Origin of the sequence: Pseudomonas sp. 21LCFQ02 (genome assembly GCF_024129895.2) — a bacterium.
Classification (GTDB): Bacteria; Pseudomonadota; Gammaproteobacteria; order Pseudomonadales; family Pseudomonadaceae; genus Aquipseudomonas.
The window spans coordinates 2139942-2161704 of sequence record NZ_CM178749.1; the positions used below are offsets into that span (position 1 = coordinate 2139942).

22 protein-coding genes are annotated in these 21763 nt (G+C 61.6%); 19 read left to right on the top strand and 3 right to left on the bottom strand.

Annotated elements, in window-relative coordinates:
* Positions 1 to 3 precede the first annotated feature (3 nt).
* From NJC40_RS09705 to NJC40_RS09775, 15 genes are all read left to right on the top strand, one after another.
* Positions 4 to 1452, top strand: a complete 1449-nt coding sequence (locus tag NJC40_RS09705) for a GspE/PulE family protein (RefSeq protein ID WP_253142979.1) — start codon at positions 4 to 6, stop codon at positions 1450 to 1452.
* Between the two features lie 3 nt (positions 1453 to 1455).
* A complete protein-coding gene (gene gspF, locus NJC40_RS09710) occupies positions 1456 to 2658 on the top strand; it encodes a type II secretion system inner membrane protein GspF (RefSeq protein WP_253142967.1) in 1203 nt (400 codons plus the stop codon).
* An 18-nt stretch (positions 2659 to 2676) separates the two neighbouring features.
* Complete coding sequence (gene gspG, locus NJC40_RS09715; RefSeq protein ID WP_363321702.1) at positions 2677 to 3108, top strand: type II secretion system major pseudopilin GspG; 432 nt, start codon at positions 2677 to 2679, stop codon at positions 3106 to 3108.
* Positions 3109 to 3110: 2 nt separating this feature from the next.
* Entirely contained in the window at positions 3111 to 3548 is a 438-nt protein-coding gene (locus NJC40_RS09720) for a prepilin-type N-terminal cleavage/methylation domain-containing protein (RefSeq protein ID WP_253142969.1), read from the top strand.
* A gap of 44 nt (positions 3549 to 3592) precedes the next feature.
* Positions 3593 to 3925: a type II secretion system protein GspI gene (locus NJC40_RS09725; RefSeq protein WP_253142980.1), complete on the top strand. Its 333-nt coding sequence runs from the start codon at positions 3593 to 3595 to the stop codon at positions 3923 to 3925.
* The gene (locus tag NJC40_RS09730; RefSeq protein ID WP_253142970.1) at positions 3922 to 4509 is read left to right on the top strand and encodes a PulJ/GspJ family protein; all 588 of its coding nucleotides are present in this window, start codon (positions 3922 to 3924) and stop codon (positions 4507 to 4509) included. Before NJC40_RS09725 ends, NJC40_RS09730 begins: the two co-directional genes overlap by 4 nt.
* A complete protein-coding gene (locus tag NJC40_RS09735; RefSeq protein WP_253142971.1) occupies positions 4506 to 5624 on the top strand; it encodes a type II secretion system protein GspL in 1119 nt (372 codons plus the stop codon). The genes NJC40_RS09730 and NJC40_RS09735 overlap by 4 nt, the downstream gene beginning before the upstream one ends.
* Positions 5621 to 6058 carry a type II secretion system protein GspM gene (gene gspM / locus NJC40_RS09740; protein ID WP_253142972.1) on the top strand — a complete coding sequence of 146 codons (438 nt, stop codon included), beginning with the start codon at positions 5621 to 5623 and terminating at the stop codon, positions 6056 to 6058. Before NJC40_RS09735 ends, gspM begins: the two co-directional genes overlap by 4 nt.
* Entirely contained in the window at positions 6055 to 6729 is a 675-nt protein-coding gene (gene gspN / locus NJC40_RS09745; RefSeq protein ID WP_253142973.1) for a type II secretion system protein N, read from the top strand. The genes gspM and gspN overlap by 4 nt, the downstream gene beginning before the upstream one ends.
* Positions 6730 to 6927: 198 nt before the next feature.
* Positions 6928 to 7650 (top strand): GntR family transcriptional regulator, encoded by a 723-nt coding sequence (locus tag NJC40_RS09750; protein WP_253142974.1) that lies wholly within the window; start codon positions 6928 to 6930, stop codon positions 7648 to 7650.
* A 61-nt stretch (positions 7651 to 7711) separates the two neighbouring features.
* Positions 7712 to 9031 carry an NAD(P)/FAD-dependent oxidoreductase gene (locus NJC40_RS09755; protein ID WP_253142975.1) on the top strand — a complete coding sequence of 440 codons (1320 nt, stop codon included), beginning with the start codon at positions 7712 to 7714 and terminating at the stop codon, positions 9029 to 9031.
* Between the two features lie 151 nt (positions 9032 to 9182).
* Positions 9183 to 10511 (top strand): MFS transporter, encoded by a 1329-nt coding sequence (locus tag NJC40_RS09760; protein WP_253142976.1) that lies wholly within the window; start codon positions 9183 to 9185, stop codon positions 10509 to 10511.
* A 55-nt stretch (positions 10512 to 10566) separates the two neighbouring features.
* Positions 10567 to 11469, top strand: coding sequence for a dihydrodipicolinate synthase family protein (locus NJC40_RS09765; protein ID WP_253142977.1), 903 nt, complete (start codon positions 10567 to 10569; stop codon positions 11467 to 11469).
* Between the two features lies 1 nt (position 11470).
* Positions 11471 to 12961, top strand: a complete 1491-nt coding sequence (locus NJC40_RS09770) for an aldehyde dehydrogenase (RefSeq protein WP_492180520.1) — start codon at positions 11471 to 11473, stop codon at positions 12959 to 12961.
* A gap of 506 nt (positions 12962 to 13467) precedes the next feature.
* On the top strand, positions 13468 to 14394 hold the full coding sequence (locus NJC40_RS09775; RefSeq protein ID WP_253143052.1) for a DMT family transporter: 927 nt from the start codon (positions 13468 to 13470) through the stop codon (positions 14392 to 14394).
* 110 nt (positions 14395 to 14504) lie between these two features.
* On the opposite strand, the gene NJC40_RS09780 is transcribed toward NJC40_RS09775, so the two are convergent.
* From NJC40_RS09780 to NJC40_RS09790, 3 genes are all read right to left on the bottom strand, one after another.
* Positions 14505 to 15050 (bottom strand): HD domain-containing protein, encoded by a 546-nt coding sequence (locus NJC40_RS09780; protein WP_253143053.1) that lies wholly within the window; start codon positions 15048 to 15050, stop codon positions 14505 to 14507.
* A gap of 253 nt (positions 15051 to 15303) precedes the next feature.
* Positions 15304 to 16641: a type II toxin-antitoxin system HipA family toxin gene (locus NJC40_RS09785; protein WP_045487167.1), complete on the bottom strand. Its 1338-nt coding sequence runs from the start codon at positions 16639 to 16641 to the stop codon at positions 15304 to 15306.
* On the bottom strand, positions 16638 to 16904 hold the full coding sequence (locus tag NJC40_RS09790; RefSeq protein WP_045487168.1) for a helix-turn-helix domain-containing protein: 267 nt from the start codon (positions 16902 to 16904) through the stop codon (positions 16638 to 16640). The genes NJC40_RS09785 and NJC40_RS09790 overlap by 4 nt, the downstream gene beginning before the upstream one ends.
* Before the next feature lie 277 nt (positions 16905 to 17181).
* Between NJC40_RS09790 and NJC40_RS09795 the strand changes: the two genes are divergently transcribed.
* The 4 genes from NJC40_RS09795 to NJC40_RS09810 all read left to right on the top strand — a co-directional run bounded on the left by NJC40_RS09795 (position 17182) and on the right by NJC40_RS09810 (position 21663).
* Positions 17182 to 19386 (top strand): OsmC domain/YcaO domain-containing protein, encoded by a 2205-nt coding sequence (locus NJC40_RS09795; RefSeq protein WP_253143051.1) that lies wholly within the window; start codon positions 17182 to 17184, stop codon positions 19384 to 19386.
* A gap of 315 nt (positions 19387 to 19701) precedes the next feature.
* Positions 19702 to 19941 carry a ribbon-helix-helix domain-containing protein gene (locus NJC40_RS09800; protein ID WP_045494206.1) on the top strand — a complete coding sequence of 80 codons (240 nt, stop codon included), beginning with the start codon at positions 19702 to 19704 and terminating at the stop codon, positions 19939 to 19941.
* Positions 19938 to 20282, top strand: coding sequence for a type II toxin-antitoxin system RelE/ParE family toxin (locus NJC40_RS09805; protein WP_045487171.1), 345 nt, complete (start codon positions 19938 to 19940; stop codon positions 20280 to 20282). Before NJC40_RS09800 ends, NJC40_RS09805 begins: the two co-directional genes overlap by 4 nt.
* A 319-nt stretch (positions 20283 to 20601) precedes the next feature.
* The gene (locus tag NJC40_RS09810; protein ID WP_492180521.1) at positions 20602 to 21663 is read left to right on the top strand and encodes an RNA-guided endonuclease InsQ/TnpB family protein; all 1062 of its coding nucleotides are present in this window, start codon (positions 20602 to 20604) and stop codon (positions 21661 to 21663) included.
* Positions 21664 to 21763: the final 100 nt, after the last annotated feature.

Consider the following 21763-nt stretch of genomic DNA (forward strand, 5'->3'; position numbering starts at 1 on the left):
GGTCTGCTGGCTTACCGCCTGGCACGTCAAGCCGGCGTTGCCCGGGTGCCGACCGAGCAGGGCTGGCAGTTATGGCTGCGCGCCGGGGCCGATACCGACACCTTGCAGGAAGTGCTGCGCGTGCATGGTCGGCCGACGGCGGTCGAGCATCTGAGCGCCACCGATTACGAGCAGCGGCTGGGCGGCTTGTACCAGGCCGCAGAGTCGGCCACCGCAGCGCTGATCGAAGGCATTGGCGCCCAGGTTGATCTCGATAGCCTGATGAGCGAGCTGCCGAAGATCGAGGACTTACTGGAGAACGACAACGACGCGCCGGTGATCCGCCTGATCAACGGCCTGTTTGGCGAAGCGCTGCGGCTGCAGGCTTCGGACATTCATGTCGAGACCTTTGAAGCCAGCCTGGTGATCCGTTTGCGGGTCGATGGTCATCTGCGCGAAGTGCTGCGTCCGCCGCGGGCCTTGTCGGCCATGCTGGTGTCGCGGATCAAGGTCATGGCGCGGCTGGACATCGCCGAAAAGCGCCAGCCCCAGGATGGCCGTATCACCCTGCGCGCCGCAGGCCGTGAAGTCGACATCCGGGTTTCGACCCTGCCGGGCATTCACGGCGAGCGGGTGGTGATGCGGGTACTGGACAAGCAGGCCAGCCTGCTGGACCTTGCCAACCTCGGCATGCCCGCAGCTGTCGAGCGCGGCTTGCGCGCCTGTCTGGCACGACCCAACGGTATCGTGCTCAGCACCGGGCCGACCGGCTCGGGCAAGACCACCACGCTGTACGCCAGCCTCAACAGGCTCAATGACGGCTCGTGCAATATCCTCACCGTCGAAGACCCGGTGGAATACGCGATCACCGGCATCGGCCAGACCGCGATCAACCCGCGCGCCGGGCTGACCTTCGCCAGTGGTCTGCGGGCGATTCTGCGTCAGGACCCGGACGTGATCATGCTCGGTGAAATCCGCGACCAGGAAACCGCACAGATCGCCGTGCAGGCCAGCCTGACCGGGCATCTGGTGCTCTCAACGCTGCACACCAACAGCGCGGTGGGGGCGGTGACACGCTTGCGGGACATGGGGGTCGAGCCGTTTCTGATTGCCTCCAGCCTCAAGGGCGTGATGGCCCAGCGGCTGGTACGTCGGCTGTGCCACTGTGCGACCGCGCAGCCCTTGCAGCCGGCCGAGCGCGAACTATGGCCGGAACTGGCCGAGCTGACCCACAGCTACCATCCCGTCGGCTGCGAGCAGTGCCAAGGCAGTGGCTACGACGGGCGAATTGGCCTGTATGAGTTCATCGAACTGGACGACGGCCTGATTCGTCTGTTGTACGACGGCGCCAGTGAGGTGGCGATGCACGATTACCTCAAGGGCAAGCGCCAGACCCTCGCGGCCATGGCCAGCGATTGTCTGCGCAGCGCTCAGACCAGCCTGGCCGAAGTGCTGCGCGCGGTACGGGGCTGACCGATGCCGACTTATTCCTATCAGGCGCTGGACCAGGCCGGCCGTCTGCGCAAGGCCAGCCTGCAAGCCGAGAACGAACGGCATGCCCGGCAGTTGCTGCGCGAACAGGGCCTGTTCGCCCGCAGCCTGCAGGTGCAGGCTGCCAGCACCCGGCTGCCGCGCAGCCAGCGGCTTAATCATGGCCAGCTATGTGAACTGACCCGGCAACTGGCGACCCTGTCCAGCGCCGGCATTGCGCTGGTCGATGCGCTGGGCACGCTGGAGCGACAACTGGCACAGCCAGCGATTCGCAACCTGCTGGTGGCGGTGCGTGGCTCGCTGGCTGAAGGTCACAGTCTGGCCCAGAGCCTGCGCCGTCAGGGTGGCCTGTTCGATGGCCTGTATTGCTCGCTGGTCGAGGCCGGCGAACGCTCTGGCAAGCTGGCGTCGGTGCTGGAGCGTCTGGCCGAGCATCTGGAGCAGGTCCAGCGCCAGCGCCACAAGGCGCGCACCGCGATGATTTATCCCGCCGTGCTGATGCTGGTTTCGCTGGCGGTGGTGATGGGCTTGATGACCTTCGTAGTGCCCAAGCTCACCGAACAGTTCAACCACAGCGGCCAGACCCTGCCGCTGGTGACCCGGCTGCTGATCGGCCTGAGTGACGCTTTGGTGTGGGCCGGCCCGTGGTTGCTCGGGCTGCTGGTGCTCGGTGGTGCGGGCGCTGGCTGGTTGTTGCGCAAGCCGCACTGGCGGCTGCGCCTGGACCGCTCGCTGTTGCGCTGGCCCCAGGTCGGCGAGCTGCTAGGTGTCCTGGAAAGCGCCCGGCTGGCGCGCAGCCTGGCGATTCTGGCCGGCAGCGGCGTGCCGCTGCTGGAGGCTTTACAGGTAGCCACCGCCACGGTCGGTAATCGCGAGGTGCATCGCGCGTTGCAGAGCGTCCAGGCCCAGGTCGAAGGCGGGGTCAGCCTGCACCGTGCCTTGACCGGCGCCGGGCATTTCCCGCCGTTGCTGTTGAACATGGTTGCCAGCGGCGAGGCCAGCGGCACGCTGCCCGACATGCTCGAACGGGTCGCGGATAACCAGGAGCGTGGCTTCACCCGCCAGGTCGACACACTCATGGCGCTGTTCGAACCCCTGATGATCCTGGTGATGGGCGCGGTGGTGCTGTTTATCGTCCTCGCCGTGCTGCTGCCGATCATGCAGCTCAACCAGGGCCTGTCCTTCTGATTCATGGAGACTTTTGTTATGCCACGTTCCCGCAACCAGCGCGGTTTCACCCTGATGGAAATCATGGTGGTGATTTTCATCATCGGCCTGCTGATCGCCGTGGTCGCGCCCAGCGTGCTCGGCAACCAGGACAAGGCCATGCGCCAGAAAGTGCTGGCCGACCTGGCGACCCTGGAGCAGGCGCTGGACATGTACCGTCTTGATAACCTGCGTTACCCCAGCGGCGAGCAGGGCCTGAGCGCACTGGTCAAGGCGCCGAGCGTCGAGCCGCTGGCCCGTGCCTGGCGTGCCGATGGCTACATTCGTCGCCTGCCGGATGATCCGTGGGGCAACCCGTACCGCTACCGCGCGCCGGGCCAGCACGGACGCATCGACATCTATTCGCTGGGCGCCGATGGTGTCGAAGGCGGCGAGGGCACCGACGGCGACATTGGTAACTGGAGCCTGTAACGGTGACGCGCAGCCACGGCTTCTCGCTGCTGGAACTGATGGTCGTGCTGCTGATCGTCGGCCTGTTCAGTGGCCTGAGTGTGGCCTGGCTCAATGGCGGGCCGGGCGCCGCATTACAGGCGTTGGACCAGTTGGCCGCTCAGGCGCAGCAGCAGGCTGCCGTGGCCCGGCATAGCGGGCAGTTGAGCGGCTTGCGCTGGAATGGCCACCAGCCTGAGTTCGTCCGCTGGCAGCAGGGCCAGTGGCGGGTTGAGCCTTGGCGGTCATCGGCCTGGCCGCAGGCGTTGCGTGCCGACTGGCCAGCATCCGGTGAACCTCGGGTGATCTTCACCCCAGCCGGTGTCGCCAGCCCGGTGAATTTGCGTTGGCAATGGCCGGACGGGCAGCAGAATTGGCGCTGGGGCAGTGACAACCGGCTGCTGCGAGGCGACGCCTTGTGATTAGCGCATTGAAACGGCAGCGCGGTTTCACCTTGCTGGAAGTCATGGTCGCACTGGGTATTGCTGCGGTGATGACGGTGATGGTCAGCCAGATGCTGCGCCAGCGTATCGCGGTGCATCAGGCGGTGCAGCAGCATCGGCTCGGCAGCCTGTGCGCCCGGGAGCTGGAAGCACGTTTCAGTGTCGAGCAGTACTGGCCGGCGGCCAACCAGGTGCAGGGCCAGTTGCAGCAGGGCAACCAGACCTGCCACTGGCGTCTGCAGTTGGGCATGACCGGCGTGCGTGACCTGCGCCGTGGTGAACTGACGTTGTTCGCCAGTCGCGACGAGCGTGAGCCGTTGGGGCAATTCAGCCTGTTTCTGGTACGGCCACTATGAAGCATGCGCGCGGCCTGACCTTGATTGAGCTGCTGGTGGCGCTGGCGCTGACCGCCGTATTGGGCGTGGTGCTGGCGGCGCTGGTCAACGGTTGGAGCAAGGTCCGTGAGCGGCTGGGCGAGGCGAGCGAGCAGCCGCAAGTGCTGGAGTTTTGCCTGGCGCTGGAACGACGCTTCGACAGCCTGATCGTGCGCCAGCTTTATGAACAGCGTTTGCCGTTGCCGCTGCACGCGCTGGACTGGCAACCCGCTGCCAACCAGCTCGACTGGGTGGCGCTCAGCGCCTGGCCCGAGGCGGGCGCTGCGTCGCGTCAGGAGCGTCAGCGGCTGTTGTATGAACAACGCGAGAGGCGCCTGAGCGTGGCCATTTCGCAAGACTTGTACGCGCTTGCTGCGCCGCGCTGGCAACGCCGTGAGCAGCTGGAGGGCGTCGACCGGGTGCAGTGGAGCTTCTATCAGGGCAATCGCTGGCTGGCGTTCCCTTCCAGCGTCGCCGCATCACCGACCCGCGGTGTGCGGCTGGCGTTCGACTATCAGGGGTCACCTTATGTATGCACCTTTAATCTTGCGGATCTCACGCCTTGAAAACAGCCCTCATTAATCAGTTTGAGCGCCTGTCGCCCGGCCGCCGCAAGCCATGTGCCTGGCTGCTGGTACGCCCCGAAGCTGGCGGCTGGCAGTGGCGGCGTGTACCGGGTAATCAACAGGGCAGCTGGCCGCCACCGGCCGATACTTTGCAAGCGGCACGGGTGGCGCTGCTGATTCCGGCGATGCATTGCAGCCACTTTCAGGTCGCAGCGCCGCCTGGGCTCAAGCGTCATGAATGGCCGCTGTTGCTTGAAGATCAGTTGCAGCAACCGCCGGAGCAGGTGCAGGTGCATTGCCTGGCGCGCAGCGCCGGGCACCTGCAATTGCTGGTGGTCAACAAGGCGCAGGTTCAGCAATGGCTGAGCGAGGCCGAGCAACTGGGTATCGCGCCTGAGTATCTATGGGCCGAACCGCAACTGATGCCTCTGGCAGATGCTGGTGAGGTGCGTTGCTGGGTTCGTGATGATGCGCGCTATCTGGTGCGCGCCGATGAGCAAGGACGCCAGCAGTGGCTGGTGTGGCCAGACGCGCTGGGCGAGCCGCCTGAAGGCTGGCGCAGCGACGCCTGCATGCACGGCGACTGGCCGCCGCAGTACGCGGATTTACAGCGCTTGCCGAACCTGTTGGACGTGCGCCAAGTGCGGCGCGCCAGAACCGCGCTGTTCAATCCTGTGCAACGCCGTCTGCTGGCGATGGCGGCGGTGTTGGGCCTTGGCTGGGCAAGCCTGAGCCTGGTGCAGTGGCTCGGCCAGGTGCCGGGCTGGAAGGCCGAGGTCCAGGCGCTGACCGGTCCGGTGGCCAATACCCGTCAGGCCAGTCGTGAGCTGGCGCGCTTACAGAGCGAACAGACCGACTGGCGGGTGCGGCAAGAGCAACTGGTGATGCTTGAACAGGCCATCGGCAACTGGCTGGGCAGCCAGCAGGGCTGGGGCGTATCAGGCAGTTACTTCGATGGTCGTACCTGGCGGCTGGTGTTGAGTGGCAATGCCACGCGGCCTGCGGCCGACCATTGGCAAAGCCTGGCGAAAGCGGCTGGCGCCACCGCCAGTGCCGAGCCGAGTGAAAACGGCGCGCTGCTGAGCGTGCGTTTCGATCTGGGAGCCCAGCCATGAATGATCTGTTGCAGCGCCTGACCCAAGGCTATGCCGTGCTGCCAGCGCCGCGCCGTTATCTGTTGCTGGGCGGTTGGGTGGTTGTGTTGACGCTGGTGCTGGTATTGCTGGGCCGGCCGTTGGTCGACTATGTCCGGTCCGTGCAGCATTGGCAGGCATTGGCCGGTCAGGCGCGGCTGTTGCAGCGCGGCGACGGGTTGAGCAATGAGCGCTGGCAGGCACTGGCCAGCGCCCGTGGCGTGACCCTGACCGCCGTCGAACAGCGTGGCGAAGTCTGGCAGGTGCGCGGCGAGGTGTCGCGCGCCGAGAAGCTTGCGCAACTGATGCGCGGTGTTCAGGAGCAGGGCGCCCGGCCGCTGCGCTGGAGCCTGGAGCAAAGCGGTGCGGGGCTGGTGTTCAATCTGGATGTCAGCCGCAGCGGGGCGCAACCTTGAGTCGTGGCCTGTGGTGCGCAGGTGTGCTGGTGTTCGCCCTGACCCTGCTGGTCAAGCTGCCCGCCAGTTGGGTGTTGCGCGGGTTCGACTGGGCGCCGGGCTGGCAGCCTGAACAGGTCAGCGGCAGCCTGTGGCATGGGCGTATCGAGCGGCTGGGGCTGGTCGGGCCGTTGAGCTGGCAACTGCGCCCGTTGCAGCGCCAATTGCAGGTCGATGCCGGCCTTCAGCAGCAAGCCTGGGCCTTGCGTGTCGAGGGCTGGCCGTGGCGTTGGCAAGCCCGCTTGCAACCTGCCCCGGCGCAGGCCACTACCCGCAGCGACTACCTGCTCGATGGCCAGTGGCAGGGCGCGCTGCAATTCGAGGCGCGCGGCAGCCGTTGTATCGACAGCCAGGGTGAACTGAGCGGGCAGCAGCTCGCGATGCTGGCGCCCTGGTCGTTGACCCTGGGCAGTGCCCGGATCTCGGCCACTTGCCAGCAAGGTCTGCAACTGCTGGCCGAGATCGAGCGCGCTGGTGAACATCACCTGCAGGCCCGTATGCAACCTGTGCAGCAACGCCTGCAGCTCAGCGGTCAGGTACAGCCTGACGCGGCCATCACTCCCTTGCTGGTGCAGGCCGGCCTGCTCAAAGCCGGTGCCGGGCAGTTTGAAAAGCGCTTCAGTCCGCGCTGAAAACGCTCCCAAACCGACATCGATGAGCGGCGTTCTTCAGCGACCTGCTGATTTTTCATTGGTTTGACAGGCTTCGGCAAGAAGCGCTGTTGTCTGGGAGCGACACCCGCGGAAAACGATGTAGACACATTGTCTTACGGGCTCTTATATTTGGTAGACAAATTGTAGACATTCTCCGCGACCAGCAGAATAATCACCATGAAAGCCTGTTCCGAAGTCGATCAATCCAGCGCCGACGCTCCCCAGGACCGTAAGGCTGTCTTGGGCGATGCACTGCGTCGCCGCATCCTCAACATGGAGCTGATCCCGGGTCAGGTCATTGATGAACTGTTGCTCGGCAACGAGTTCGGTCTGTCACGTCCGCCAGTGCGTGAGCTGCTGCGCCAGATTGCCGCCGAAGGCTACATCGAGCTGGAAACCCAGCGCGCACCGCGGGTCGCGTCAATGGGCCATGAGTCGCTGCGCGGCTTTTTTCTGGCCGCGCCGCTGATCTACAGCGCCACCACGCAACTGGCGGCCAGTCATGCCAGTGCAGCGCAGATTGTGGTGCTCAAAGGTATTCAGGAACAGTTTCGCCAGGCCATCGTGGACAACGACGTCGATGCGCGGGTTATCCACAACGATGCCTTCCATCTCGAAATCGGCAAGATGGCCCACAACGATTATTTGCTGCCCAGCCTGCGCCGCTTGCTGATCGACCATGCGCGGCTCGGACGGATTTTCTACCGCCACCCCAGTAGCGATGATATGCAGCGCGACCTGCAACTGGCCTGCGAGCAGCATGACCAGATGATCGAAGCCATCGAGCAGCGCGACGCCGCCAGGGCAGCGGTGGTGGTGGGCGAGCATTTCGAGCTGTCCAGACGGCGCATGGCCGAATACGCCACACCCATGGCCGCTTCGGTGGCGTTTACCTATTGAGTAGCTACACCTGGCGGCACAGCAGGCCAGACAAATCGAACAATAAGCGCAGGTCCCAGCAATGACGAAAGTAACTCATCTGCCCGCAGACGATACCACCTGCGGTTGGTATCACCTCAGCCGCAAGCGCCAGCCAAAGCCTGCCCATGCCGGCAAGAGTTCCGCGCGTTGGGTGGTGGTGGGTGCCGGCTTTACCGGCCTGGCGGCTGCCCGGCAACTGGCGCTGAATTTCCCGAATGACGAAATCGTCCTGGTCGAAGCCCAGGAAGTGGGTTTTGGCACCTCCGGGCGTAACGCCGGGTTCGCCATCGACCTGCCCCACGACATTGGTGCCGATGACTACATCGGTGATCTGGACACCGCCAATATCAACATGAAGCTCAACCTCACCGGCCAGTCGTTGCTGCGTGAGGTGGTCGAGCAGCATGGTATCGATTGCCAGATGAAAGCCTGCGGCAAGTATCAGGCGGCAGTGGAGGACCGTGGTATTGCGGTGCTGGATGCCTACCGTCGTGGTCTGGACAAACTCGGCCAGCCTTACGAGGTGATCGAGCAAGCCGACATCCCTGCGCACATCGGCACGCATTTCTATCGCAAGGCGCTGTTCACTCCGGGCACGGTGCTGATCCAGCCTTCAGCGCTGGTCAAAGGCTTGGCCGACACGCTGCCGGCCAACGTCATCTTATATGAACACACGCCGATCACCGATGTGGAGTACGGCGACAAGATTGTGCTGCGCCATGCCCACGGCAGTATCACCGCCGACAAACTGGTGCTGACCAACAATGCGTTCGGCATGAGCTTTGGCTTTCTCAAAGGCCGCATGCTGCCGGTGTTCACCTACGCCAGCATCACCCGCACCCTGACCGATGAAGAACAGCAGCGGCTGGGCGGCAAACCCTATTGGGGCGTGATTCCGGCCGACACCTTCGGCACCACCGTGCGGCGCACGCCGGACAACCGTCTGCTGATCCGCAACAGTTTCAGCTTCAACCCGGACGGCCGTGCCAACCAGAAGTCTCTGCAGCGCTTCGTCAACCGCCACCGTGCGTCGTTCGCGGCGCGTTTTCCGATGCTGCCGCAGGTCGATTTCGAATACACCTGGGGCGGTGCCCTGGCGCTGTCGCGCAACCACGCCGGGCACTTCGGCGAGCTGGCGCCCAACGTTTTCGGTGCGCTGTGCTGTAACGGCCTGGGCATCACCCGCGGCACAGTGACCGGCACCTTGCTGGCCAACTGGCTGGCCGGGCAGCGCAACGACCTGACCGATTACCTGCTGGGTTCGCCGGGTCCGAACCGCAACCCGCCAGAGCCGTTTCTCTCGGCAGGGGTGAACTTCAACCTGATGTGGGGGCAGTACCGGGCAGGACGGGAAAGCTAAGCGTGCAGGCGGGGAGATCGTGTGCTCGCCTCAACGGTCGTCCAGACGGCCGGTTCCACGGATTCACAAGGCTTGACGGATTTTCAGGGCTGAACCGCTGTTCGGCTTTACGGGTGCGTTTGGCCTGAATTAACGGTTTTTGGAGACAATAATGACAATGCCCCATACCTCAATCGAGGACGTACCGCTCAACTCGTTCCACAAGCTGCTGACGGTCCGCTCCGGTGGTGGCTCGTTTGTCGATGGTTACGTTCTGAGCATCATCGGCGTGTGCATGCTGCAGATGACGGCGGCACTGGGCCTGAGTGCGTTCTGGCAAGGCATGATCGCCGCCTCGGCACTGATCGGCATTTTCTTCGGCGGCTTTTTCGGTGGTTGGCTGACCGATCGGTTCGGTCGCAAACGCATTTTCTTCGTTGGCCCGACCCTGTTCGTGCTGGCCTCGGTGGCGCAGTTGTGGGTCGAGTCGGAAGTGACCCTGTTTCTGCTGCGCTTCATGATTGGTGTGGCGGTGGGCATCGAGTACCCGGTGGCCACCTCGCTGCTGGTCGAATTCCTGCCCAAGAAATACCGCGGCCCGCGTCTGGCGACCCTGACCATCCTGTGGTTCGCCGGTGCTGCGACGGCCTACCTGTCCGGTGACTTCATCCTGCGTCACGGTGGCGAAGACGGCTGGCGTCTGGTGCTGGCCAGCTCGGCAATCATTGGTGCGGCACTGTTTCTGGTCCGTCTGGGGACTCCCGAGTCGCCGCGCTGGCTGCTCGGTAAAGGCCGGCCCGGCGAAGCCGAGGCAATCATCAAACAGGTCTATGGCCCGGACTTCTCGTTGCAGAACCTGCCTGAGCAACCGAAAGAGAAAAAACTGTCGGTACTCAGCCTGCTGCATTCGGGCTATGGCAAGCGCATGTTGTTCGTCGCGATGTTCTGGAGCTGCTCGGTGATCCCGGTGTTTGCCGTGTACGCCTTCGCGCCGACGGTGCTGGCGGCGTTGAACCTCAAGGGTGACTGGGCGGCCTTTGGCTCGATCATCATCACCTTCCTGTTCGTGATCGGCTGCATCATCGCCACCAACCTGATCAACAGCATGGGCCGGCGCAGCATGCTGATCTATAGCTTCCTGCTCTCGGGTATCGCGCTGCTGGGTCTGGCCGCTTTCCACGACGCTTCGCAGGTCCTGATCCTTACATTGTTCGGTGCGTACGCGCTATTTATCGGCGGCGCCCAGGTGCTACAACTGGTCTACCCCAACGAGCTGTTTCCGACCGAAATCCGTGCTTGCGCGGTCGGCGTCGGCACCTCGCTGTCGCGGGTCGGCGCAGCGGTCGGCACCTGGCTGGTGCCTATGGCGCTCGACAGCTACGGCATCGGTTTCACCATGTATGCCGCCGCCGCCGTGACCCTGGTCGGGCTGCTGTTCTCCCTTGCTCTTGCCCCTGAAACCCGCTCGCTGAACCTGCAGCAGGCGGCTTCGCTGTCCTGAAAAACAACCAGCCGCGCCGATGAGCGCGGCGTCTTATCCAGTGGAGGTTAACCCCATGAAATTCGAAGGCATCTACACTCCGGCCATCACCCCGCTCAAGGCTGACGGCTCGATCGACGCTTCGGCCTTTGCCGAGGTTCTGGAATACCTGATCGCTCAGAAGGTGCACGGCATCATCATTGGCGGCTCCACCGGTGAGTACTACGCGCACACCAGCCAGGAGCGCTTCGACCTGGCAGCCCAGGCCAAGGACGTGATCAACGGCCGCCTGCCACTGATCATCGGCACCGGCGCGATTCGCACCGAAGATTCGGTGGCCTATGCCGAACACGCCAAGTCGATCAAGGCTGACGCGCTGCTGGTCGGCACCCCGCCTTACGCACTGCCGACCCAGCAGGAAATCGCCATTCACGTCAAAGCCGTGGACCGCGCTGCCGGCCTGCCGATCATGCTCTACAACTACCCAGGCCGCATGAGCGTGGCCATGGACGACGAGTTCTTCGATGCGGTGGCCGATGTGCAAAACATCATCGCCATCAAGGAAAGCTCGGGCGACATGAACCGCCTGCACCGCACTGCGGTGAAATACCCGAACATCGCCCTGTCGTGCGGCTGGGACGACCAGGCCCTGGAATTCTTTGCCTGGGGCGCACAGAGCTGGGTTTGCGCCGGCTCCAACTTCATCCCGCGTGAGCACGTGGCGCTGTTTGAGGCCTGTGTGATCGAGAAAGACTTCAACAAGGGCCGTCGGATCATGGCTGAGCTGATGCCGCTGATGGACTTCCTGGAAAACGGCAAGTTCGTCCAGTCGATCAAGTACGGCAGCGAGCTGCAAGGCCTGAAAACCGGTGGCGTGCGTGCGCCGTTGCAAGGCCTGACCGATTCCGAGAAACAAGCGCTGAGCGAGGTGGTCAGCACCCTCAAGCGCAACATCGCGCAAATCACCGGAGGTGCCTGAGATGGCCGACCTGCTGAGCAAAGAACAGTACAAGGCGCTGGCCGCTGAACTGAAATTCCCGACCCAGGCATTCATCAACGGTGAATTCCGTGATGCGTTGTCGGGCAATACCTTCGCCACCACCAACCCGGCCACCGGTGAGCTGCTGGCCAACATCGCCGCCGGCAACAGCGACGACGTCGATCTGGCGGTCAAAGCCGCTAAAGAGTCTTTCGCAGACGGTCGCTGGAGCAAGCTGGCGCCGGCGGCACGCAAGCATATCCTGCTGGATTTTGCCCAACTGCTGGAAGACCACACCCATGAACTGGCGGTGCTGGAAAGCCTGGACAGCGGCAAGCCGGTCAGCGAATGCCAGAACGTCGACGTGCCGGAGACCATCCACACCCTGCGCTGGCACGCCGAGCTGATCGACAAGATTTACGACTTCAGCGCCCCGACCGGCGCCGGTGCGGTAACCACCGTGGTGCGTGAAGCCATCGGGGTGGTCGGTCTGGTGCTGCCGTGGAACTTCCCGCTGCTGATGCTGGCCTGGAAAATCGGCCCGTCGCTGGCCGCCGGTTGCTCGATCGTGGTCAAACCGGCCAAGGAAACCACCCTGACCGCCCTGCGCGTCGCGGAGCTGGCCCATCAGGCCGGCGTACCGGCGGGCGTGTTCAATATCGTGCCTGGCGGTGGCCGCGAAGTCGGTGAGCCGATTGGCCGGCACATGGACATCGCGGCGGTGAGCTTCACCGGCTCGACCGACACCGGTCGGCTGTTCCTCAAGTACTCGGCCGAGTCGAACATCAAGCGTGTGGTACTGGAGCTGGGTGGCAAGAACCCGGCGGTGGTGATGAACGACGTCGAAGACCTCGACGAAGTGGCCCAGTACCTGGTGGCCGGTGCGTTCTGGAACATGGGCGAGAACTGCTCGGCGTCCTCGCGGCTGATCGTGCACCGCGACGTCAAAGACAAGCTGCTCGAGCGCATCAAGGTGCACGTGCGCGACTGGCAACTGGGCGACCCGCTGGACCCGGCCAACCGCCTGGGCGCAATGGTCAGCAAAGCGCATTTCGAGAAGGTTCGCTCGTACCTGGAACACGCCGTCGAGGCGCAACTTAAAGTGGTCGAAGGCGGCAACACCCGTGATGGCGTGTTCATCGAGCCGACCATTGTTGATGGCGTCAACGCCGGCGACAAACTGTTCGTCGAAGAGATCTTCGGCCCGGTGTTGAGCGTCACCACCTTCAACACCATTGATGAAGCCATTGCCCTGGCCAACGACACCGTTTACGGCCTGGCGGCCTCGGCCTACACCAGCAACCTGCGCAACGCGATCCGTCTATCGCGCGAGATTCGTGCCGGTATCGTCACCGTCAACTGCTTCGGTGAAGGCGACGCTTCGACGCCGTTCGGAGGCTACGGCGAGTCAGGCTTTGGCGGTCGCGACAAGTCGCAGTGGGCGCATGATCAGTACACCGAGCTTAAGACCATCTGGATCAATGCTCAGTAAGGTATCGGGTCGTCTTGACCTGATCCTTGTTTGATTTACCGCCTTGGGCACCACGCGGCCCTTGGCGGTAAAGAGTCATGCACAGCACGTGCATGACTCACCGTTCAGGCGAACTTGCACCAAAGCTCAGGGAAGAGCCTTTCAATGTTGCGGCGCCATGGTAATAGGGGCTGTTGTCGTTTCATCACAACCGCGCCGAGGTCTGTTTTGTCGGCCTGCACAGGCTTCACTCTGTTGGGGTGCATGCGACAAAACAGCCACGGCCCTGCGGGTTGCGCCCCAAATCGCGCCATGCTTTGTTGAAGGACTTGAAAAGGGAGTGACCCTTTCCTGCGTCCTTCGCCTCGCCTGACACGATTTGGCGCTGCAACGCGGCCTGCGCTGAAACGTCAACAGCCCCTAGGCTTTATCGGCTGCCAGATAACCCATGAATTGATTGAACAAAACCAGTGCGCAAGCCAGCACAGACCGGCTGCGTTCGCCTGAATTTTGAGATTACTGCCATGATCGTTTCCTCCAATGTTGCGCAGGCTTACTGCGCGACAGTGCATCGCAATGCCCTGATTTGTGCGCACATCGCCGCCATTCTGTTTGGTATGACCGGCATCCTCGGTGCGCTTATCCAGGCTGATTCCAGCATCATCACTTTCGGTCGTGCGGCCTTCGCGGTACTGGCACTGGGCGCGTTTGCCCAGTTGCAGGGGCGCCCGGTATTCAGCGGCCTGAACGGGCGCAAGCTGGCGGTGCTGGCCGTGTCGGGGATGTTTCTGACCTCGCACTGGATCAGCTTTTTCATCGCCGTGAAGGTCGGCGGCGTGGCGGTTGCCACGCTCGGGTTCGCCAGCTTTCCTGCGTTCATTGCCTTGATCGACCGGGTGGTGTTCCGTGAGCGCATCAGGTTCGGTGAGGCTGTGCTGGTTGCCTTGGTCAGCCTCGGCCTGGTGCTGGTGGTGCCGTCCTTCGACTTCGCCGACCAGGGCACCATCGGCTTGCTGTGGGGCCTGGGTTCAGGCTTCTCGTTTGCCTTGCTGGCCATCGTCAACCGTCGCTACATCAAGGGCCTGGACTCGATGCAGGTCGCGTTCTGGCAGAACCTCACGGTATCGCTGCTGGTGGCGCCGTTCGTGGTCAACAGCCTGGGCCAGCACGTACTGAGCAGCATGGACTGGGTCTATCTGGCGGTGCTCGGGGTGTTCTGCACCGGCCTGTCGCAGTACCTGTTCGTGCGCAGCCTGAAAAACCTGGACGCGCGTAGTGCCGGCCTGATCATCGCGCTGGAACCGGTGTATGCGATTGCCTGTGCCTGGGCGCTGTTCAGTGAAGAACCTTCAGTGCGCATGTTGCTGGGGGCGGCGATCATCATCCTGGCGAGCGTGATCTCGGCACGCGGCAAAAAGGCCGTTGAGTCGAGCACGCTATCTCGCCAGCGCTGATGGACGCATTGGCAAGATGATTCGCCGCTGTGCGCCGTGTTTGCAGAATGTGGGTGCTTGAGCAGTCGATTACCTGCGCAGGCGCTCATCAGGCGCTTCTGGCGATTGAATCAGTTGATATCAACGTAACGCTGCCGGTAACTCGCCATGGCCGCCAGCAGCCGTTCGCGCAGGTATCCATGCGCATGGCCGAGCGTACTGAGAATCTGCGCCGATTCGGCCAGGTAGGAACTGCGTTTGGCATGTGACCAGCTGTCGGGCGCCGATTGCAGGTTGGTGATGCGATCGCACAATTTGATCACCGCAGCCTCGCGCGAGTGTGCGGCGATGCCTTGCATGTATCGTTCGTCAGAGTAAGGCGCGATCAGGTTCTTGCTCAGGCTGGCCACGGTGGATGCCACCGGTTTGCCAAACACCTCGGCCAGCACCTGTTGGCTGATGCCGGTGTCTTCCACCACATCGTGCAGCAGCGCGGCGGGCAGAGCGATGTCCAGGGCCCCGACCGACTCCTGGCGATCGGCGAAGATCAGCTCGTTGGCGACCATCGCCACGTGGGTGGCGTAAGGCAGATCCGAGGCTTTCAGCGTCTGCCCCAGGTGAGCCTGGGCGGCGAATAACCAGGCTTTGTTGTAGAGCTGTTGCAGGTCGAGGCTCATGGCAGGGTTACCAGTTTTCACGAGGTCTCGGCAGAGGTTGCCCGACCGAAAGTGTCAGGGTACGCCCTTCGAAGTCTTGGCCTCAACCTGTGGTGGTCTCAGTTGGTTTGCAGCTCCGGTGGCTGGATCGCCAGAGTCAGACGCGATAGCGCCCACTTACTCACATGCACACGGTTGTGAGCGATCCGCCTGGCTTTCGGGTTGAGTCACCTCCAGCGGGAGGCATGTTGAAATGTGCGAAACAGTGTTGCCTCTAACGCTTTCGTGGAGCCAGCAACTCTGAGCGGCCGACCTGTATCCGGTTATCCTCAGGTGCGATGGGGTCGGAGAACCCGGCTTCATGGATGGCAGCATCCAGCCCGCGCAGGTGGGGCGCGGCCTTCGAACTGCGCAGTGTCTGCATGCCTTCGTTCCAGGCGTGTACCATCTGTTTTGCTACATCGCGCCAGGCCGGCTCGTTCTTTGCGGCTTCAATCACTTCTCTGCCGGTAACGACTGCGGACTCGCACAACTGCTCGACCATCGCTGCATACTGGCGAGGGCCAATGCCCAGGCGAGCATTGAAAAAAGTTTCCAGTGTGCGCCCCGGTGTCCAGGTCTGCCGACCTCCTATAGATAAACCGGGCGGATTTGCTGCGAAGCGCGGGTAGGCCTGGGTTGTGACTAGATCGTAAACAGGCGAGAACCTCACGTCTGCCAGTGAGGTGTAATACAACGCGATGTTCTTGGCATGGCAGTCTGCATTACGCACCACATAGTTTGTCAGCAGGTGCCAGCCCAGGTGTTCGCGTTGCTTGCGCAGATGTTCGGCAGGTACATAAACCTGGGTGGCATTGCATACACGTTCTATGGTTGTTGCGTACTTTTCGTGGGGTGGCAGCCCCAGCAAACCACAGGCATCTTCCACACCGTGAGATGCAACGCCATGCTCATCTACATCAAAGCGATCCACCACCAGAACCCGGCCGTCTTCCGACATGCGGCATGGCGCTACGGGGGCGGTCTGCAGACGCTCCAGAACCCGCATGGTGTAGAACTCGTTAAAGCCCAGATAAGGTGTCGTATCGTCAGAACCCTTGATGATGTGAAAGCGGGTGCGCAAAGTGGGCTTGCCTAACGGTAGCTTGTTAACGCTCACATCCTGGGCGATGAATTTGGGCACCACGCCTGAAATTGCTGCCCGGGCATAACGGCGTACCAGTGTCGCAAAATGCCCGGCGGTATTTTCTGCCGTCAGTAGATGACTGATTTCCAATGGCTCTATTTCGGCTTTTGGTCTGACGCCCTCGGGGGTGATCGTGACCCGGCCAATACCGGTTGCACCAATCACGGCCAGCAGAGAAAGATCTGTACCGTCAAGCAATGCACCGAACTCTTCGCGAATGACGCCCAGCAGGTAGCCCTCAGGCAAGTTCTGGCGAAAAAAAGGGAACAGATCACGTGGCCAGCGCCAAGGCGCCTCACGTACCGGTAGTGCCAGGCTGACGAAATCGGCTGCCGCTGTTTGCGGGAGGTAGTGCAAGACGTATTCGTCTCTTTCACGGTACAGCCTGGCAACCGTTCTACCGCAGACATGGACGTCCAGTATCATTGATCTGCCACCCCCGAACGTTGTTCGGCGAGTATGTCCTCAACCGTACGCACATGGCCTGCCCTGACCATCCTCAGGTCATAGCCGGCTGCCTCCAGCAGGCGAACGAGGGCTGCCACGCTCATATCGCCCTTGGCGACTGTTTCCATGCGAGCCACGGTAGAGCGCGAAACACCTGCGCGGCTGGCCAGCGCCTCCTGACTGAGCTGAGCCTCTTTGCGAGCTTGTTTGAGCATTTCTGCTACATCGAAGAGCGTCGTCATTTGTAGCCCTTAAGCGTCAATAAATTGCTTGGTGTCATAAAATGTAGCCCAAGGGATACAAAAAGACCAAGCCTCTCGTTTCGAGAAACCAGGATTGGCTGCCAGTTTTGTAGCTCTAGAGCATCAGGTAATCTTGATCTCGGGCAGGCTGTGGCTTCAAGGCTACAGTTTTCTACGCGAATAACTGTGGTGTGCCTCCCTGAGCAAAACCACAACACCTGCCATGCAAAACCCGGATAATGGCCGCCAATTCTGCTCGCAATTCTGGTAGTCCCGCATGGAAATCAAGGTCAACTTTCTCGATAACCTTCGACTTGAAGCCAAGTTCGATGACTTCACGGTCATCGCCGACCAACCGATCCGCTATAAAGGCGACGGTTCGGCACCGGGGCCGTTCGATTATTTCCTGGCATCGTCGGCCTTGTGCGCGGCTTATTTCGTCAAGCTGTACTGCCAGACCCGCGACATTCCTACCGAAAACATCCGCCTGTCGCAGAACAACATCGTCGACCCGGAGAATCGTTACAACCAGATCTTCAAGATCCAGGTCGAGCTGCCCGCCGATATCTCGGAAAAAGACCGTCTGGGCATTTTGCGTTCCATCGATCGCTGTACGGTGAAAAAGGTCGTGCAGGCAGGTCCGGAGTTCATCATCGAGGAAGTCGACAACCTCGACGCCGATGCCCAGGCGCTGTTGATCCCCAGCACTGCTGAGGGTGCCAACACCTATATTCTTGGCAAGGACCTGCCGCTGGAACAGACCATCGCTAATATGTCGGGGATCCTCGCCGCGCTGGGGATGAAGATCGAGATCGCTTCGTGGCGCAACATCGTGCCCAACGTCTGGTCGCTGCACGTGCGCGACGCGCATTCGCCGATGTGTTTCACCAACGGCAAGGGCGCGACCAAGGAAAGCGCCCTGGCCTCGGCACTGGGCGAGTTCATCGAACGGCTGAACTGCAACTTCTTCTACAACGACCAGTTCTGGGGCGAGGACATCGCCAACGCCGAATTCGTCCATTACCCCAACGAGCGCTGGTTCAAGCCGGGGCGCAAGGACGCCTTGCCCAAAGAGATCCTCGACGAGCATTGCCGCGAGATCTACAACCCCGATGGCGAGCTGCTCGGTTCGCACCTGTACGACACCAACTCCGGCAACATCGAACGTGGCATTTGCTCGCTGCCGTTCGTGCGTCAGTCCGATGGCGAGGTGGTCTACTTCCCCTCCAACCTGATCGAGAACCTGTTTCTCAGCAACGGCATGAGCGCCGGTAACACGCTGGCCGAAGCCCAGGTGCAGTGCCTGTCGGAGATCTTCGAGCGGGCGGTGAAGCGCGAAATCCTCGAAGGCGAGCTGGCGCTGCCGGACGTGCCGCAGGATGTCCTGGCCAAGTACCCGGCCATCGTCGCCGGTATTCAGGGCCTGGAAGAACAAGGCTTCCCGGTGCTGGTCAAGGATGCCTCGCTGGGCGGTGAATTCCCGGTGATGTGTGTGACCCTGATGAACCCGCGTACCGGCGGCGTGTTCGCCTCGTTCGGCGCGCACCCAAGCTTCGAGGTGGCGCTGGAGCGCAGCCTGACCGAACTGCTGCAAGGCCGCAGCTTCGAAGGTCTGAACGACCTGCCGCAGCCGACCTTCGAAAGCCAGGCGCTGATGGAGCCAAACAATTTCGTTGAGCACTTCATCGACTCCAGCGGTGTGGTGTCGTGGCGTTTCTTCAGCGCCAGGTCTGACTTTGAGTTCGTCGAGTGGGACTTCTCAGGCCAGGGCGAAGACTCCAACGCCCAGGAAGCCGCGACCCTGTTCGGCATCCTTGCCGACCTCGACAAGGAAGTGTACATGGCGGTGTATGACGACCTCGGCGCCACCGCCTGTCGCATCCTGGTGCCGGGTTACTCGGAAATCTACCCGGTAGACGACCTGATCTGGGACAACACCAACAAGGCGCTGTTCTTTCGCGAAGACATCCTCAACCTGCACAGCCTCGAACAGGAGCAACTGGAAGATCTGGTACAGCGCCTGACCGAAAGCGAACTGGACGAGTACAGCGACATCACCACGCTGATCGGTATCGAGTTCGACGACAACACCGCCTGGGGGCAGTTGACCATTCTGGAACTCAAGCTGCTGATCAACCTGGCGCTGCAGCGTTTCGAAGAAGCCAAGGAACAGGTCGAAATGTTCCTGCAGTACAACGACAACACCGTCGAGCGCGGCCTGTTCTACCAGGCGGTGAACGTGGCGCTGGAAGTTGAACTGGACAACGAACTGGAACTGGCCGACTACGAAGTCAACTTCCGCCGTATGTTCGGCAACGAGCGTATGGATGCGGTGCTCGGATCGCTTCAAGGCAGCGTGCGCTTCTACGGCCTGACCCCGACCAGCACGAAGCTCGAAGGCCTCGAGCGTCACCAGCGGCTGGTCGACAGCTACAAAAAACTGCATGCCGCACGGGCCAAAGCCGCCGGCCTGGCAGGCTGACTGAACATCAGACCTTTCTGACAACGCGTGTCCCGGTAAGCCACATCGTTGGCTTGCCGGGTGTCAGATCTCGACTGCTAACCGCTGATTAGACTGGCCGCTTCCCACAACGACGATGGCAGGGGCGGCACAGTGAGCGGACAGATGGCAGGATTTCCTGAGAATTACAGCGGCTGGCTGGCCCAGCTCAAAGCGACCGCTGTCACAACCAGACTGCAAGACGACTCTCATCTTGGTATTGGCTATCAAGGCGAGGTGGTCAGGTTCAGGCACAGGTATATACTTTGGCAAAATTTGCCAAGAGTGGGCGAAGCTATGAGTACCATGAATATTTCGCTACCCGATGCCCTGAAGGCTTATGTCGATGAGCAGGTCATTCAGCGCGGTTACAGCACCAGTAGTGAGTACGTTCGTGAGCTGATTCGCTCAGACCAGGCAAGGCAACAGTTGCGTGGACTGCTGCTGGAAGGTGCCAGATCGGAATCTGGTACTGCCGTTGACGCTGCTTACTTTGAGTCTTTGCGTGCCAAAGTGCGTGAGGGCCGACCGGGATGACCAAGGCTGTCATTCCGAGGATCTTGGCCAACAAGGATATAGAAGAGATTATCGACTATTACCTGGCCGAGCAGGCTGAACAGGCCGCGCTTGGCTTTATTGATGCGTTGGAAAAGGCTTACGCTTGCCTCAGTAGTCATCCAGCGTCGGGTATATCCCGTTATGCCCATGAGTTGAGCATTCCTGGCCTGTCGTGCTGGCCGTTGAGACGTTATCCCTACCTGGTCTTTTATATGGAGCGCGAAGATCATATTGATGTATGGCGCGTTTTACATGGCCGGTATGATATCCCTGAACGGGTGATGGAGCGCTTTTGCGGGCCAGATTTCCAGTTGTCTTGAAAGGCCAAGAACTACTATCCCGGTCTGGAGACGTAGCCTCCATCGGGTTGACTGAACATCAGACCTTTCTGACAACGCGCGTCCCTGTAAGCCACATCGTTGGCTTGCCGGGTGCCAGAGCTCACCCGCTAACCGCTGGTTAGACTGGCCGCTTCCTATGGCAATGATGGCAGTGGCGGACTATGAGCGGGCAGATGAGCGGGTTACCAAGCTGGCGCGAAAAGCCCCTTCCTTCAGGTGGGGGATGAAAGCGCCACCGCGAAGCGGTCATAGGGGTTAACATCCATAAAACCGCCCCATCCTGTGTTTCATGACTGAAATGAAAGCGACCAAAACCCTCAAGATTCGAGTGCGAGACAAGCACGCAGCGCAGTTGCGTGAAGCGTCTCGCGCTGTGAATTTTGTGTGGAACTACGTAAACGAGTTGAGCCGTCGCTCGATTCGTGAGCGTGGTCGTTTTCTGTCGGCGTTCGACATTCACAAGTACACCAACGGGGCCGGCAAAGACCTGGGGCTGCACAGCCAATCGGTGCAGGCTGTTGCCGACGAATATGTCACACGGCGCAAGCAGTTCAAAAAGCGCCAGCTCCGCTGGCGCTGCTCGGGCGGCGCCCGGCGCAGTCTGGGCTGGGTGCCCTTCAAGGTCGGCGCTGCTGTCTGGAAAAACGGCCAGGTCGTCTTCAACAAACAGCACTTCAAGGTCTGGGACAGCTACGGCCTGGTGGGCTTTAAATTCAGATCCGGTAGCTTCAACGAGGACACCCGTGGACGCTGGTATTTCAACGTCGTGGTCGAGGTCGACCGGCAGTTATCGCCAGGCCAGGACGCGGTGGGTATCGACCTCGGACTGAAAACCACGGCCACCTGCAGCGACGGTGATCGCCTTGAAAGCGGTAGGTTCTACCGGGATCTGGAAAGAGCCTTGGGCACGGCCCAGCGTGCCGGCAAGAAGGCTCGTGTGCGGGCGATTCACGCCAGGATTGCGAACCGCCGCAAGGATGCCCTGCATAAGTTCAGCAACGCGCTGGTAGCGCGTTGTGGCGTCATTGTGGTGGGCGATGTGAACTCACTGAAACTCGCGAAAACCAGGATGGCCAAGTCGGTGCTGGACGCCGGCTGGGGTCAATTGAAAACCATGCTGGAATACAAATGCGATCACGCAGGCACGGTTTTCAAGGTTGTTAGCGAGAGAAACACCACCCAAACCTGTTCGAGCTGCAAGCAATTGCCGGACTCGAGGCCGAGAGGTATCGCAGGGCTTGGAATAAGGGAATGGACTTGTTGTGGGTGTGGTGCCACCCACGACCGCGACGTCAACGCCGCCAAGAACATTCTCGCGCTCGGGCATGAGCGTCCAGTTGTGGGAATCCCCGCCCTTTAGGGCGGGGAGGATGTCAACTGAGGGCTACAGCGACTGGCTGGCCCAGCTCAAGGGCAGCAGAACCGTCTGGTTGCCGAATACCAGTTGCTGCGCGACCTGC